The sequence below is a fragment of the Pseudomonas sp. GL_103 genome, from assembly GCF_057835175.1.
Genome location: NZ_CM174420.1, coordinates 1,067,261 through 1,082,186 on the forward strand (window position 1 = coordinate 1,067,261; position 14,926 = coordinate 1,082,186).

12 protein-coding genes and 1 tRNA gene are annotated in these 14,926 nt (G+C 57.6%); 6 read left to right on the top strand and 7 right to left on the bottom strand.

All coding sequences use genetic code 11. The features are described 5' to 3' along the window. Positions 1 to 10: 10 nt before the first annotated feature. Both AC3IP0_RS04790 and AC3IP0_RS04795 read left to right on the top strand, forming a co-directional pair. A complete protein-coding gene (locus tag AC3IP0_RS04790; RefSeq protein ID WP_489326752.1) occupies positions 11 to 1,654 on the top strand; it encodes a fatty acid--CoA ligase in 1,644 nt (547 codons plus the stop codon). 226 nt (positions 1,655 to 1,880) lie between these two features. Next, positions 1,881 to 2,225, top strand: a complete 345-nt coding sequence (locus AC3IP0_RS04795) for a potassium channel family protein (protein WP_489326754.1) — start codon at positions 1,881 to 1,883, stop codon at positions 2,223 to 2,225. A 150-nt stretch (positions 2,226 to 2,375) separates the two neighbouring features. Here AC3IP0_RS04795 and AC3IP0_RS04800 read toward each other — a convergent pair whose 3' ends face one another. The 5 genes from AC3IP0_RS04800 to AC3IP0_RS04820 all read right to left on the bottom strand — a co-directional run bounded on the left by AC3IP0_RS04800 (position 2,376) and on the right by AC3IP0_RS04820 (position 8,635). Beyond that, positions 2,376 to 2,597 carry a formate dehydrogenase subunit delta gene (locus AC3IP0_RS04800; RefSeq protein ID WP_489326755.1) on the bottom strand — a complete coding sequence of 74 codons (222 nt, stop codon included), beginning with the start codon at positions 2,595 to 2,597 and terminating at the stop codon, positions 2,376 to 2,378. Continuing rightward, entirely contained in the window at positions 2,594 to 5,470 is a 2,877-nt protein-coding gene (gene fdhF, locus AC3IP0_RS04805; protein WP_489326757.1) for a formate dehydrogenase subunit alpha, read from the bottom strand. Before fdhF ends, AC3IP0_RS04800 begins: the two co-directional genes overlap by 4 nt. Then, complete coding sequence (locus AC3IP0_RS04810; RefSeq protein ID WP_489326758.1) at positions 5,467 to 7,026, bottom strand: formate dehydrogenase beta subunit; 1,560 nt, start codon at positions 7,024 to 7,026, stop codon at positions 5,467 to 5,469. The genes fdhF and AC3IP0_RS04810 overlap by 4 nt, the downstream gene beginning before the upstream one ends. After that, positions 7,026 to 7,502, bottom strand: coding sequence for a formate dehydrogenase subunit gamma (locus AC3IP0_RS04815; RefSeq protein WP_489318458.1), 477 nt, complete (start codon positions 7,500 to 7,502; stop codon positions 7,026 to 7,028). The genes AC3IP0_RS04810 and AC3IP0_RS04815 overlap by 1 nt, the downstream gene beginning before the upstream one ends. An 821-nt stretch (positions 7,503 to 8,323) precedes the next feature. Continuing rightward, on the bottom strand, positions 8,324 to 8,635 hold the full coding sequence (locus tag AC3IP0_RS04820) for a DUF3077 domain-containing protein (protein ID WP_489326760.1): 312 nt from the start codon (positions 8,633 to 8,635) through the stop codon (positions 8,324 to 8,326). 664 nt (positions 8,636 to 9,299) lie between these two features. Between AC3IP0_RS04820 and AC3IP0_RS04825 the strand changes: the two genes are divergently transcribed. Beyond that, positions 9,300 to 11,576, top strand: coding sequence for a diguanylate cyclase (locus tag AC3IP0_RS04825; RefSeq protein WP_489326762.1), 2,277 nt, complete (start codon positions 9,300 to 9,302; stop codon positions 11,574 to 11,576). Between the two features lie 69 nt (positions 11,577 to 11,645). On the opposite strand, the gene AC3IP0_RS04830 is transcribed toward AC3IP0_RS04825, so the two are convergent. Both AC3IP0_RS04830 and AC3IP0_RS04835 read right to left on the bottom strand, forming a co-directional pair. Beyond that, positions 11,646 to 11,975, bottom strand: a complete 330-nt coding sequence (locus tag AC3IP0_RS04830) for a hypothetical protein (protein WP_489326764.1) — start codon at positions 11,973 to 11,975, stop codon at positions 11,646 to 11,648. Positions 11,976 to 12,156: 181 nt separating this feature from the next. Continuing rightward, positions 12,157 to 12,241 (bottom strand) — tRNA-Leu (locus tag AC3IP0_RS04835). A gap of 107 nt (positions 12,242 to 12,348) precedes the next feature. Here AC3IP0_RS04835 and queA point away from each other — a divergent pair. Genes queA through yajC form a run of 3 tightly spaced genes read left to right on the top strand, consistent with a single transcriptional unit; the run spans position 12,349 to position 14,922 of the window. Continuing rightward, positions 12,349 to 13,413 carry a tRNA preQ1(34) S-adenosylmethionine ribosyltransferase-isomerase QueA gene (gene queA, locus AC3IP0_RS04840; protein ID WP_223516000.1) on the top strand — a complete coding sequence of 355 codons (1,065 nt, stop codon included), beginning with the start codon at positions 12,349 to 12,351 and terminating at the stop codon, positions 13,411 to 13,413. A gap of 14 nt (positions 13,414 to 13,427) precedes the next feature. Further along, on the top strand, positions 13,428 to 14,543 hold the full coding sequence (gene tgt, locus AC3IP0_RS04845; protein WP_191624894.1) for a tRNA guanosine(34) transglycosylase Tgt: 1,116 nt from the start codon (positions 13,428 to 13,430) through the stop codon (positions 14,541 to 14,543). 43 nt (positions 14,544 to 14,586) lie between these two features. After that, on the top strand, positions 14,587 to 14,922 hold the full coding sequence (gene yajC, locus AC3IP0_RS04850; protein WP_007982729.1) for a preprotein translocase subunit YajC: 336 nt from the start codon (positions 14,587 to 14,589) through the stop codon (positions 14,920 to 14,922). Positions 14,923 to 14,926 lie beyond the last annotated feature (4 nt).

Below are 14,926 nucleotides of genomic sequence, written 5' to 3' on the forward strand. Positions count from 1 at the left end.
AACCTTAAACATGATGGCGACAAAAATAATTCCGCCCGCCGACGGCGCCTATGCCTATCCCTTGCTGATCAAGCAATTGCTGCTGTCCGGCGTGCGCTACCAGCCAGGCCGGGAAATCGTCTACGCCGACAAGCTGCGCTACAGCTACCAGACCCTCAACAAGCGTATTCGCCGCCTGGCCAATGCGCTGACGGCGGCCGGGGTCAAGGCCGGTGACACCGTGGCCCTGCTCGACTGGGACAGCCACCGTTACCTGGAATGCTTCTTCGCCGTGCCGATGATCGGCGCGGTGCTGCACACCGTGAACATTCGCCTGTCGCCGGAGCAGGTGCTGTTCACCATGAACCACGCCGAGGATGACCTGGTGCTGGTGCATGATGATTTCCTGCCCCTGGTCGAGCAGATCCACGGTCGGCTGGAAACCGTAAAAGGTTACCTGCAGCTCACCGATGACGAGGCGACCACCACCTCGCTACCGGTGCTGGGCGAATACGAGCACCTGCTGTCCCTGGCCCCGGACCAGTACGACTTCCCCGATTTCGACGAGAACTCGGTCGCCACGCTGTTCTACACCACCGGCACCACCGGCGACCCGAAAGGCGTGTACTTCAGCCACCGGCAACTGGTGCTGCACACCCTGAATGCCGTCGGCACCCTGGGCGTCTATCAGGGCCAGCCGCTGCTGCGCTCCGACGACGTGTACATGCCGATCACGCCGATGTTCCACGTGCATGCGTGGGGCGTGCCGTATGTCGCGACCCTGATGGGCATCAAGCAGGTCTACCCCGGCCGCTACGAGCCCAACAGCCTGGTCAAGCTGTACCGCGAAGAGAAGGTGACCTTCTCCCACTGCGTGCCGACCATTTTGCAGATGATCCTCAACTGTGAAGAAGGCAAGGCGACCCGTTTCGACGGCTGGAAAATGCTCTTGGGCGGCAGCGCGCTGACCCTGGGCGTGGCCAGCGAAGCCAACGCCAAAGGCATGGTGGTGCACGCCGGCTACGGCATGTCCGAGACCTGCCCGTTGCTGTGCCTGACGTACCTGCGTGACGAAGACCTGCAGCTGTCCGCCGAAGCGCAACTGCCGATCCGCATCAAGACCGGCACGCCGGTGCCGATGGTCGACCTGAAGATCATCGACGCCGACGGCAACGATGTGGCCCATGACGGCGAGTCCCTGGGCGAGATCGTGGTGCGCGCACCATGGCTGACCCAGGGCTATCTGAAAGCCCCGGACAAAGGCGCGGAGCTGTGGCACAACGGCTGGCTGCACACCGGCGACATGGCCTCGATCGACAAGCTGGGCGGCGTGGAAATCAAGGATCGCATCAAGGACGTGATCAAGACCGGCGGCGAGTGGATCAGCTCACTGGAACTGGAAAGCCTGATCAGCGAACACCCGGGCGTGATGTCCGTCGCCGTGGTGGGCATTGCCGACGAACAATGGGGTGAACGCCCGATGGCCATGGTCGTGTGCGAGCCGGGGCAATACCTCGACCGCAAGATCCTGGAGGTGCATTTGCAAGCCTTCGTCGACGGCGGGCGCATCAACAAGTGGGCGATCCCAAAGCAGTTCAAGTTCGTCGCCGAAATCCCCAAGACCAGCGTCGGCAAGATCAACAAGAAGCTGATCCGGGAAACTGAAGCGAACTGAGGGGTAAACCTGCCACTGTTGTTGCAGGAGCGAGCAGGCTCGCTCCTGCAACAAATTCAACAGTGGGCTGTTTCTGGATAGTTTGCGGGGCGTCATCTTTGTCATAGTCCTCGGCAAAGATAACGCCCCGTCGGTCGCAGTTTTCAGCGCTTGTGCCAAGCTGAACGGGGTATTGAACCGCCGCGCATTCAAAAGCCGGCCAGTCAGACCCAAGGAAGCCCACGCCATGAACCTCGCCCGTGCATCAAACGTCCGCAAAGAGTTCTACAAAGCCGTCTGGTTCTATTTCAAAGTGGTGTGGCCGATCTTCTCGATCCTGCTGTTAGTGATCGTTGCGTTTGGCCTCATCATCGCCCAGCTGGAAGGGTGGGGGCCTTTTGATGGTGTCTACTTCGCCTTCGTGACGGGGCTGACCATCGGCTACGGAGAGTTGGTGCCCAAACTGGGCGTTTCACGGGTGCTGGCGATCCTGCTGGGTTTCAACGGCGTACTGATGACCGCGACATTCGCGGCGATCAGTGTCCGGGCGATTGAAGTGACCGTGACGGCGTCACGGCAGAAGGAAGAGTAGGGGAGGTCAACCGTGTGAAGCCAACACACAACCCCCTGTGGGAGCGGGCTTGCTCGCGAAGAGGCCAGTACATTCAACATCGATGTCGCCTGAACTGACGCCTTCGCGAGCAAGCCCGCTCCCACAGTTATTCAATCGGGATCCTCCAGACTAAGCCTCCCAACCCGCCCCAGTCACCGCCGCCTGCACCAGCGGGTGCAAGTCCGCCCCCTGGTGCTCCGTCTGCCAGGCCAGCAGTTCCTTGCGCATGCTCGGCGCCCAGTACATCTGCATATGATTGCGCACGCTGAGCACCGCCTGTTGCTGGTCCGGCTGGTTGGCGAAGTACTGGGCGATCTGGTTGGCCATCTTGATCAGGTTGTCAGTACTCATTTGCGCACCTCGGCTTTCTCAGGGTGCCGACGTTCCTTCAGCAGACGATGCTGTTCATCGCTGAATTCCTGGAAGCGCTTTTGCCACTCCGAAGGGTGGTAGACGCGGCTGACTTCCACGGCGGTGACCTTGTACTCCGGACAGTTGGTGGCCCAGTCGGAGTTGTCGGTGGTGATCACGTTGGCGCCCGATTCCGGGAAGTGGAAGGTGGTGTACACCACGCCCGGGGCGACCCGTTCGGTAATCCGCGCACGCAGCACGGTCTGCCCGGCGCGGCTGCCGATGCCGACCCAGTCACCTTCGTTGATGCCACGGCTCTCGGCGTCGGTCGGGTGGATTTCCAGGCGGTCTTCGTCATGCCAGGCGACGTTTTCGGTGCGCCGGGTCTGGGCGCCGACGTTGTACTGGCTGAGGATGCGCCCGGTGGTCAGCAGCAGCGGGTAGCGACTGTTGACCTTCTCCTCGGTGGGCACGTAGCCGGTGAGCATGAAGCGCCCCTTGCCGCGCACAAATTCTTCGATGTGCATGGTCGGCGTGCCGTCCGGTGCCTCGGCGTTGCACGGCCATTGCAGACTGCCGTGGCGATCCAGTTCGGCGTAGCTGACGTTGGTGAAGGTCGGCGTCAGGCTGGCGATCTCATCCATGATTTGCGATGGATGCTGGTAATTCATCGGGTAGCCCAAGGCATTGGCCAGGGCCACCGTGCCTTCCCAGTCGGCCTTGCCGCCCAGCGGATCCATGACCTTGCGCACCCGGGAGATACGTCGCTCGGCGTTGGTGAAGGTGCCGTCTTTTTCCAGGAACGAGCAGCCCGGCAGGAACACATGGGCGAACTTGGCGGTTTCGTTGAGGAAAATGTCCTGCACCACCACGCACTCCATCGCCGACAGGGCTGCGGTGACGTGCTGGGTGTTCGGATCGCTCTGGGCGATGTCTTCGCCCTGGCAATACAGGCCCTTGAAACTGCCGGCCAGGGCCGACTCGAACATGTTGGGAATGCGCAGGCCCGGGTCGGGTTGCAGGGTGACGTTCCAGGCCTGTTCGAACTGCGCCCGTACCACCTCGTTGGAGATGTGCCGGTAGCCAGGTAGTTCATGGGGGAAGGAGCCCATGTCGCAGGAGCCCTGAACGTTGTTCTGCCCCCGCAACGGGTTCACGCCCACGCCTTCGCGGCCGATGTTGCCGGTGGCCATGGCCAGGTTGGCGATGCCCATCACCGAGGTGCTGCCCTGGCTGTGTTCGGTGACGCCCAAACCGTAGTAGATCGCCGCATTGCCACCGGTGGCATACAGGCGTGCAGCGGCACGGATGTCGGCAGCGGGTACGCCGCAGACAGGGCCAAGGGCTTCCGGCGAGTTTTCCGCACGGCTGACGAACTCACTCCAGATCGCGAAATCGCGGCCCTCGCAACGGGCGTCGATAAAGGCCTGGTTGAGCAGTCCTTCAGTGACAATCACGTGAGCCAGCGCATTGAGCATGGCGACGTTGGTACCGGGGCGCAGGGCCAGGTGATACTCGGCGCGGGCATGCACCGTATCCACCAGATCAATGCGGCGCGGGTCGATGACAATCAGCCGCGCGCCTTCACGCAGGCGGCGTTTGAGTTGGGAGGCGAACACCGGGTGCGCGTCGCTGGGGTTGGCGCCCATCACCAGGATCACGTCGGCCTGCATCACCGAGTCGAAACTCTGGGTGCCGGCGGACTCGCCCAGCGTTTGCTTCAGGCCATAGCCGGTCGGCGAGTGGCAGACCCGCGCACAGGTGTCGACGTTGTTGTTGCCGAAGGCAGCGCGCACCAGTTTTTGCACCAGATAGGTTTCTTCGTTGGTGCAACGGCTGGAGGTGATGCCACCAATGGAGTCACGGCCATATTGTTGCTGCAGCCGACGGAATTCGCTGGCGGCGTAGGTCACTGCTTCATCCCAGCTGACTTCCTGCCACGGGTCGCTGATGTTTTTGCGGATCATCGGCTTGGTGATGCGATCCGGGTGGGTCGCATAGCCCCAGGCAAAGCGCCCCTTGACGCAAGAGTGGCCGTGGTTGGCCTGGCCGTTCTTGTCCGGAACCATGCGTACCAGTTGGTCGCCTTTCATCTCGGCGCGGAAAGAGCAACCCACCCCGCAATAGGCACAGGTGGTGATCACGCTGCGTTCCGGTTGACCCAGTTCGACCACGCTTCTTTCCATCAGGGTCGCGGTGGGGCAGGCTTGCACACAGGCGCCGCAGGACACGCATTCCGAGTCGAGGAAGTTCTCGCCGCCGGCAGCGGCCACCCGGGATTCGAAACCGCGCCCGGTAATGGTCAGGGCGAAGGTGCCCTGGGTTTCCTCGCAGGCGCGCACGCAGCGGTTGCAGACGATGCACTTGCTCGGGTCGTAGTCGAAGTAGGGGTTGGACGTGTCCTTGACGTCGGCCAGATGGTTGTCGCCCTCATAGCCGTAACGCACTTCCCGCAGGCCGACCTGACCGGCCACGGTTTGCAGCTCGCAGTTGCCGTTGGCCGAGCAGGTCAGGCAGTCCAGCGGGTGATCGGAAATGTACAGCTCCATGACGTTGCGCCGCAGCGTCGCGAGCTTGGGCGTCTGGGTGTGCACGCTCATGCCTTCGCTGACCGGCGTGGTGCAGGACGCCGGATAACCGCGCATGCCGTCGATCTCCACCAGGCACATGCGGCAGGAGCCGAAGGCTTCCAGGCTGTCGGTGGCACAGAGTTTGGGAATGGTGGTGCCCAACAGCGCAGCGGCGCGCATCACCGAGGTGCCTTCGGGCACGCTGATGCTGCGGCCATCGATGTTCAGGGTGACTTGCACCTGGCTGTCGCGGGCCGGAGTACCCAGGTCAATGTCTGTTTTCGGGTCGAAGAGAGTGATCATTGCTCGGCCTCCGAGGCTTGCAGACCGAAGTCAGCGGGGAAGTGCTTGAGGGCGCTGGCCACGGGATAAGACGTCATGCCGCCCAACGCGCACAGCGAACCGTATTGCAGGGTGTCGCACAGGTCCTTGAGGATGATCACCTGCGCATCGCGACTGTTCTGGTCAGGCGCGGCCAGCAGACGGTCGATCACCTCGACGCCACGGGTCGAGCCGATGCGACATGGGGTGCATTTGCCACAGGATTCCTCGGCGCAGAACTGCATCGCGAAACGCGCCATGCGGGCCATGTCCAAGGTGTCGTCAGCCACCACCACACCACCGTGACCGAGCATCGCGCCGATGGCGGTGAAGGCTTCGTAATCCAGCGGCGTATCGAATTGTCCCGGTGGCACCCAGGCGCCTAATGGGCCGCCGACCTGCGCAGCCTTCAGCGGTCGGCCACTGGCGGTCCCGCCGCCGTAGTCTTCCACCAGCTCCCGCAGGGTCAGGCCAAAGGCCCGTTCCACCAGACCGCCGCGACGCACATTGCCTGCCAGCTGGAAAGGCATGGTGCCCAGGGAACGGCCCATGCCGTAATCGCGGTAGAACTGCGCACCCTTGGCCAGAATCAGCGGCACCGAGGCCAGGGTCAGCACGTTGTGCACCAGGGTCGGCAGGCCGAACAAGCCCTGCAACGCCGGAATCGGTGGCTTGGCGCGGACGATCCCGCGCTTGCCTTCGAGTGAGTCCAGCAGCGCGGTTTCTTCACCGCAGATGTAGGCACCGGCACCGACGCGCACTTCCATGTCGAAGGCCAGGCCACTGCCGCCGACATTGGCGCCGAGGTAGCCGTTCGACCGGGCAATCTGAATCGCGTTGCGCAGGATGGTCACGGCATCTGGATATTCCGAACGCACATAGATGTAGCCGTAGGTGGCGCCGACGCACAGGCCGGCAATGGCCATGCCTTCGATCAGCAAGAAGGGGTCGCCTTCCATCAACATGCGGTCAGCGAAAGTGCCGGAGTCGCCCTCGTCGGCGTTGCATACGATGTACTTTTGCGCAGCTTCGGTCGCGCGCACAGTGCGCCATTTGATCCCGGCGGGGAAAGCCGCACCGCCACGGCCACGCAGGCCCGAATCAAACACCTCAGTCGCAGTCTGTTCGCCACCAATGGCGATGGCTTTTTTCAAACCCTCGAAACCGCCATGATCCCGATATGCATCGAGGTCCAGCGGCTCGGTGATGCCGGCGCGGGCGAACAGCAGGCGTTGTTGAGTCTTCAGATAAGGCAACTCTTCCACAAGGCCCAAGGCCAGCGGATGAGAAAACGGCTCGCCTTTGAGTGCTTCGAGTACAGACGGCACATCGGCAGCCGTCAGCGGACCGAAGCCGAAACGGCCTTGCGGCGTGTCCACTTCCAGCAGTGGTTCCAGCCAGTAAAGGCCCCGCGAGCTGGTGCGTTTTATCTCCAGCGGCACAACGCGTCCCCGGGCATGGGTGATAAGCGCTACCACAACTTCTTCGGCACCCACGGCACGGGCCACCGAATCACCAGGCACATAGAAAACCGGCATCACGCGTCCTCCAGGCAAGCATCAAGCAACGCATCCAGACGCTCGGCACTGAGCCGCGCATGCACCCGACCATCCAGCTCCAGCGCGGGCGAACAGGCACAGGCACCAAGGCAATACACCGGCCGCAAACTGATGCTGCCATCGGCGCTGCTGCCGTGATCGTCCAGTTGCAGACGCTCGCGCAACTGCGCGGCAAGCTGCTCGGCACCACGGCTCTGGCACGACTCGGCCCGGCACAGTCGCAAAATATGCCGCGCAGGCGGCGCGGTACGGAAGTCATGGTAAAAACTGATCACCCCACGAACCTCGGCCTGGCTCAGGTTGAGGGCATGGGCAATCTCGGGGACGGCGGCATCGGGGACATAACCGATGCGCTCCTGAATATCATGAAGAATGGGCAACAGCGCACCCGGGGTGCCCTTATGGCGCTCCAGCAGACTGTTGACCACAGGCAGGTGCAACATCTCATCAGGCATTCAGCAATCCTCACGGTCACGGACAAACCAGGCGGTTGTCGGTTGTCCGAAAGTGTCGGCTGCGGCATTCACACCACGTCACGGTATCGTGGCATCTACAGACCGTCGGCCAGGGCACCCTGAGCGGGCATCTTGTTGTGCCCGGCACGGTCTTCGCCGCGCCTCAATAGGGGCATAAAAGCCAGATTGCCACGCGGCCCTTGATTCGGCTGCACCAGAGCGACGTGTTTGGTTCTGTCTACGACCTTGTATTGAGTCTAGAAGAATGCGGCATCAGGCGCCGTGGCTGAGGGAAGGTTGCTGGAGTTATGCACAGCGAATTGCCTGTGGAGAAGGTGACGATCAAGCCCACTGGAAGCACCCGGAGGCCGGAAATCCAAAAACCGATTCCCCAGCATTTACTTCGAACCCGAGCGATCAAAAGCCCCGAAACCCCGGGGCTAATCCCCAATCCCACTCAACACACAAAGCCCCCTGTGGGAGCGAGCCTGCTCGCGATGGCGCCAGCCCAACCACCATCAATGCTGATGGTGCACCACAATCACAGCACACTCACCCACTCAGGCCAAATAATGCCTATCAGCCCACCGCAATCTCTGTGGGAGCGGGCTTGCCCGCGAAAGCGCCAGCCCAGTCACCATCAATGCTGAATCAGCTGCCACCATCGCAAGCCTCCCACCCAGTTGGGCCAAATAATGCCTGTCAGCTCACCGCAATCCCTGTGGGAGCGAGCTTGCTCGCGATAGCGCCAGCCCAACCAACATAAATGCCGAATCAGCCACCACCATCCCAAACCACCCACACCCCACAGGCCTTAACCACTAACCCTCAGCCTTAGCTCCCGCCCGCTTGGACACCGGCGCACAAACCCGATCCCGAGTCAGCACCTTCACCGCATCATCCACCAACGCCTTACTCATCGAAGTCAGATAATGCGCAGCCCAGGCATGACGATCAGTGTCTCTGGCATAAGCAGCATCTTCAGTGAGCGTCTTGGCCAGGAACAGAAAATCGGAGGCCATGGATAACGCATCGCCAAGAGGAACGCCGCGAGTGACATGAAACAGCGCTTGATCCGCACAGTAGATCGCCGGCGTCAGGCCGATAGTTTTGAGTTCAGATTGTTCAGTCATTGGCCACCTCCGAGGATGGAGAGGCAATGGGGGAGGGCGTCACGCGATTGGGAATCGCATAGAGAGAAAAGCCAAATTTCAAACGGATTGATACTGCGCATTATCCAACTCCTTGATATGAGGAGCTGCCACGTTCGTTACCACACGAATGGGTGACAGCTGTGCGCAGGGTGGTAAACCGGGAATCAAGGAAACCGGCACGCCCGAGGGCGTCCCACGCACAGCCGCCATAACTCACGCCGCAGGCATAAAAAAAGCGCCTGATGACGTGATTGGGGCGCTGTAGCGCCTTGAATAACTCGGGTTACCACACCCGGTCGCTGAATTGGCAGCGACGGGTGGGAGGGTATCGTGCAGACCACTTTCCGGCAACCTAGAAAGTATCGTTACCATCCCAAAGCACGAAAAATGCTGCCGCCTCGACCTTACTACCCCGCTCACGCTGAACCTCACTAAATTGAATCGACTGACTCTTTTAGCGAAAAGTTTTCGTTCGTGAGGGTGGACGACCGAGCATTGAAGCAGTAGCGTTAGGCCATTATCTCAAAAAACATGTTTAGCAAGATATATCGCTTGAAGACAGTCGGTTGTTGATGAGGGTTGACAGATCTAAATTTTGTAACTGCCTACTAAAATTTATTAGCGCGACTATTGGTGGATAAAATTGAAACTAGAAAAATTGAATTATTTGGAAAAGGCGCTGAAGGAGGAGTTTGGTCGCGAAAGTGTTGGTGTCTCAGTTCATTATTTTTTTGACTTGAAATGGTGCGGGCTTGACGGACTAGAAGAGTCAAATGTTGATGTTTTAGCTGAGTTGATGAAGGCTTCTGCTTCTAATGCTATTTATCACGCTTCGAAAAGCCTAACAGCAAGGTTCTTTTTTGACGATTTGAGTATAGTAGTTTCTTTAACCTTTGCTAAGGTGCCTCGCAGCGCAAAAAAAATTAAGTGTGGTCCGCAAATAGATAAAATAAGAGAAGGTGCATTTAATGCGTATAGAGTCTCTCATAATCCATTGACGTTCCTACTTGCAAAAGAAGCTTTTAAGGAAAGGTTGTTACAGTCAATACAAGATTTCAATGGGGATGAGTCTTCAGAGACCGAAGCGCAAGATGCTGAGTCACCAAAATCTTTAGCGGTGCTTGCTTTAGATATCGATTTTTTTAAACAGGTAAATGATACGTGGGGGCATTTGTATGGTGATCAAGTTCTGAAGATTTTTGGGCGACGCTTGGATGATGTAGCTACTAGAATTTGTAAGGCGTCGGCTGGAGATGTAAATATATTCGTTGGGCATCCGTCTGGCGAGGAGTTTCTCATTCTCATTGAATCTTTTGCCTTACGTGAAAAAATTGAAGAGTGGGCCAACGAATTTAAAAGCCAAATTTCTGAAGAAGTACTTCCCTCAGAGAGAGAGTGGGTTTGGTTGAGTAAAGGTGAAGATCTTTCCGCTCTTTCTCCACCGCCAATACAGGATAGAATTATAACGACAAGCGTAGGTGTGGCTTTATATGCGCCTGGTGTGGAAAACTCCGCGATTGCTGTTGATCCTGTCTCAAGTTTACTAGAAGCATCGGATACTGCGCTGTATCGAGCAAAGGCTGCTGGTAGAAATCAAGTAATATTTTATGATGATATACTTTCAAACTGTGGGCGTGTTATTGAGCTAGATGCGAATACAAAAGTTGCAGCAATTGATATAGGCTCTAATGTAGGGGTTGGGATGGGTCAAGAGTTTAAAGTTTTTCCTCCTACATTTACCGGGAAGACTAAGTTTTTTGTTAATGACGGTCGTACAACACGCACTCTCGGATTTTATCCGCGAGTCGAAAGCGCGAGAATTACGGTCTTTAATGCACAGCCCGAGGTTTCGTTTGCTTTCATTTCTTCAGATAATGAAGTGACAGTGAATATTGAGGCGGGTTCACATTTAGAGGCCATTCCAGCAGGCAGTATTGGACATTTGCTGCCAAGTTCCTCTAAGTATTATCCTGCCTCCAATGATGTGCTTCAGAAAAATAATATTGAATCATTGCGTGAGTTTGTTAAGCACAACTCAGGAAGTGGGGGCAGTCCCTTTGCTGTAGTAGTAAGGTTTTCGCGCGAAGGTGCGTACTTAAAGAGGTATGGCACGGCCGCGCTGAATATTGCGCTTGCAAGATTGTACAGCGAGGCGCAAAGTAGATTTAATGCTGCAAGGTCTATTGAGGTTCTTGATCGTGGTTCAATTGGCATCGCAGGACCAAAAGAAGCTTATGTTGAAAGCGTAGTTATCGACTTGGCGAATCATATTTCTTCAGAGCTTCCAGAGTTGGGAGTGGTGGTTGGAGTATTCTGTGCTGCTGATATTGAGAATAATCTTAGCTCGAGCAATGCGATTGAGTTTGCTAGGTTTGCTGCGTCTGATCATGGTCGAAAATCTGAGTCTAAAGTACGGCACTTTGGATATCAGACAGCTAAAGAGGTTTTACAGTCATTACGGCTAGCTGGTTCTTTTGAAGTGGCTAATACAGATTTTGAACGCTTGAAAAGTCTTGGTGTTGAAAATGCTGAAATATTTAATCTTGGGGGGCTAATTAATAATGCGTTAGGTCTGAGGCAGCAGTCGTTGAGTTGCTATCAGGCTGCTATTGACTTGGCGCCGATGCAGTATATATATAAATCCAACTTTGCAGTTGTGGCGTATAATTTAGGTGAGATTGACGTTGCCTTGAAAATGCTTAATGCGTTAACTAAGAAGGTGATTGGTCAAATACTGAAATCGCACCCTAATGGTTATAGTGCGTACGTGGCACTTTTGGCGAAGGCTAAAATTATGGGTTCCCCGCTTTTTAACTCTGAAAAATTTGAACTTATGGCTCCGATAGCGCTTGAGCTTAGAGTGACAAAGGAGTCAAGTTCTCGGACGAAAATAATTCGGCAGGCCTTGGAAAGTAACTAATTAAAAGTTATAAGTGTGGGGAGGGTCCGGGTTCGAAACTCCTGCTCCCCTCGCTCATGAGCCCGTTAATCAAAGGATATCTTTCAAGTAATCCTTAAGCGTGATAAGCGGTGCATAAAGTTGCTCTATCGTCTGGGCCTTGCCAAATTCAAGCGCTAGCTTGCTCAGCTCGCGGCCTAGCGGTTTATCCGCACCGCCGATAGCTCCCAGCGCCAATCTCACGCACTCTTCCACCTTCAACTGAATCGTCTCAGCATCCCCCCGCCGCACCAGCAACTCAAACACATCCCGCTGGTAATCACCCATCACCAGATCGTCACGCAAAATCGGGCTTGAATCTTCCGATTCATAAGCCAGTTTGAGGGAGAAGAGGGCGACGGTTTCCAGGTGCAATTCCATGGGGGGAATCCTTGTGAAATGTTCTTCCGGCGAGAAGGGCAGAAGAGAAGCAAGATCAAAAGATCGCAGCCTTCGGCAGCTCCTACGGGGCAGCGCGTTGTCAGGGCGTTGTCGGTGGGGTGTCAGGTGCTTTTCTACAGACGAAAAAAAAGGCCTTGCAAAGCAAGACCTTTCTTAATTTTGGTGCCCCGAGGGAGACTCGAACTCCCACTCCTTTCGAAAACGGATTTTGAATCCGCCGCGTCTACCAATTCCGCCATCAGGGCTCAATGGCGGCGAAGTATAGAGATGAGATAACCGCTGGTCAATCAGGTACATGGAGAATTTTTGATATTTCCGCTAGACTTCCCGGCCCTGCTAGACGAACCCCATCATGCGCGTTGCTGACTTTACCTTCGAGCTCCCTGATTCGCTGATCGCCCGCCATCCGCTGGCCGAGCGGCGCAATAGTCGCCTGTTGACCCTGGATGGGGTCAGCGGCGCCCTGGCACACCGTCAATTCACTGATTTGCTGGAGCATTTGCGCCCCGGCGACTTGATGGTGTTCAACAATACCCGGGTGATTCCGGCGCGGCTGTTTGGCCAGAAGGCTTCCGGCGGCAAGCTGGAAATCCTGGTGGAGCGGGTGCTCGACAGTCATCGCGTGCTGGCCCATGTGCGTTCCAGCAAGTCGCCCAAGCCGGGGTCGAAGATCCTCATCGACGGCGGTGGCGAGGCCGAGATGCTGGCGCGGCACGATGCGTTGTTCGAGCTGGGGTTCACTGAGGAGGTGTTGCCGCTGCTCGACCGCGTCGGGCACATGCCGCTGCCTCCTTATATAGACCGCCCGGATGAAGGCGCCGACCGCGAGCGTTACCAGACTGTCTACGCCGAGCGTTTGGGCGCGGTGGCGGCGCCGACGGCGGGGCTGCATTTCGATCAGGTGCTGATGGAGGCGATTGCCGCCAAGGGCGTCGAGACCGCGTTCGTGACCCTGCACGTCGGCGCTGGCACGTTCCAGCCGGTGCGGGTGGAGAAGCTCGAAGACCACCACATGCACAGCGAATGGCTGGAAGTCGGCCAGGACGTGGTCGATGCCGTTGCCGCCTGCCGTGCTCGCGGTGGTCGCGTGGTGGCGGTGGGGACTACTAGTGTGCGTTCCCTGGAAAGCGCCGCCCGCGATGGCGTGCTCAAGCCGTTCAGCGGCGACACCGACATTTTCATCTTCCCGGGCCGGCCGTTTCATGTGGTCGATGCCCTGGTCACCAACTTCCATTTGCCCGAATCCACGCTGTTGATGCTGGTTTCGGCGTTCGCCGGTTATCCCGAAACCATGGCTGCCTACAAGGCTGCCGTGGACAACGGTTACCGCTTTTTCAGCTACGGTGATGCGATGTTCATCACGCGTAATCCTGCGCCGACTGCCCCTAAAGAATCGGGCCCAGAGGAAACAGTATGAGTCGCACCTGTCGTATGTCTTTCGAGCTGCTGGCCACTGATGGCAAGGCTCGTCGCGGTCGTTTGACCTTCCCGCGCGGTACCGTCGAGACCCCGGCTTTCATGCCGGTGGGCACCTACGGCACGGTCAAGGGCATGCTGCCACGGGATATCGAGGCGACTGGCGCTGAAATCATTCTGGGCAACACTTTCCACCTGTGGCTGCGCCCGGGCACGGAAGTGATCAAGAAGCACGGCGACCTGCACGATTTCATGCAGTGGAAAGGCCCGATTCTGACCGACTCCGGCGGTTTCCAGGTGTTCAGCCTGGGCGCCATGCGCAAGATCAAGGAGGAGGGCGTGACCTTCGCTTCCCCGGTCGACGGCGCCAAGGTGTTCATGGGCCCGGAAGAGTCGATGCAGGTCCAGCGTGACCTGGGCTCCGACATCGTGATGATTTTCGACGAATGCACGCCGTACCCGGCCGACGAAGACGTTGCCCGTATTTCCATGGAGTTGTCCCTGCGTTGGGCCAAGCGTTCGAAAGAAGCCCATGGCGACAACACGGCGGCGCTGTTCGGCATCGTTCAGGGCGGTATGCACCAGGACCTGCGCATGCGCTCCCTGGAAGGCCTCGACCAGATCGGCTTCGACGGCCTGGCCATCGGCGGTCTGTCGGTAGGCGAGCCGAAGCACGAGATGATCAAGGTGCTGGATTACCTGCCGGGCATGATGCCGGCTGACAAACCTCGTTACCTTATGGGCGTTGGCAAACCGGAAGACTTGGTTGAGGGTGTGCGCCGCGGTGTGGACATGTTCGATTGCGTGATGCCAACCCGTAATGCCCGCAATGGGCATCTGTTCATCGATACCGGCGTGCTGAAGATCCGAAACGCGTTCCATCGCCATGATGATTCGCCGCTCGATCCGACCTGCGATTGCTATACCTGCCAGAACTTCTCCCGCGCTTATCTGCATCACCTGGACAAGTGCGGCGAAATGCTGGGGAGCATGCTCAATACCATCCATAACTTGCGCCATTATCAAGTGCTTATGGCTGGTTTGCGCGAGGCTATTCAACAGGGTACATTGGCCGCCTTTGTCGATGCCTTCTACGCCAAACGCGGGTTGCCTGTTCCGCCTTTGGACTGAGTTTACTGACCCCAAGATTCAACATTTGCAACTGGAGTGCTAAATGAGCTTTTTTATCTCTAATGCCATGGCTGACGCCGCTGCACCTGCTGCCGGCCCAATGGGCGGCGGTTTCGAGTGGATTTTCCTGGTCGGTTTCCTGGTCATCTTCTACCTGATGATCTGGCGTCCACAGGCCAAACGCGCCAAAGAGCAGAAAAACCTGCTGAGCAGCCTGCAGAAAGGCGACGAAGTTGTGACCACCGGCGGCATCGCCGGCAAGATCACTAAAGTGGCCGACGATTTCGTCGTTCTGGAAGTTTCCGACACCGTCGAAATGAAGTTCCAGAAAGGCGCCATCGCCGCCACGCTGCCAAAAGGCACGCTCAAAGCGATCTAAGTTT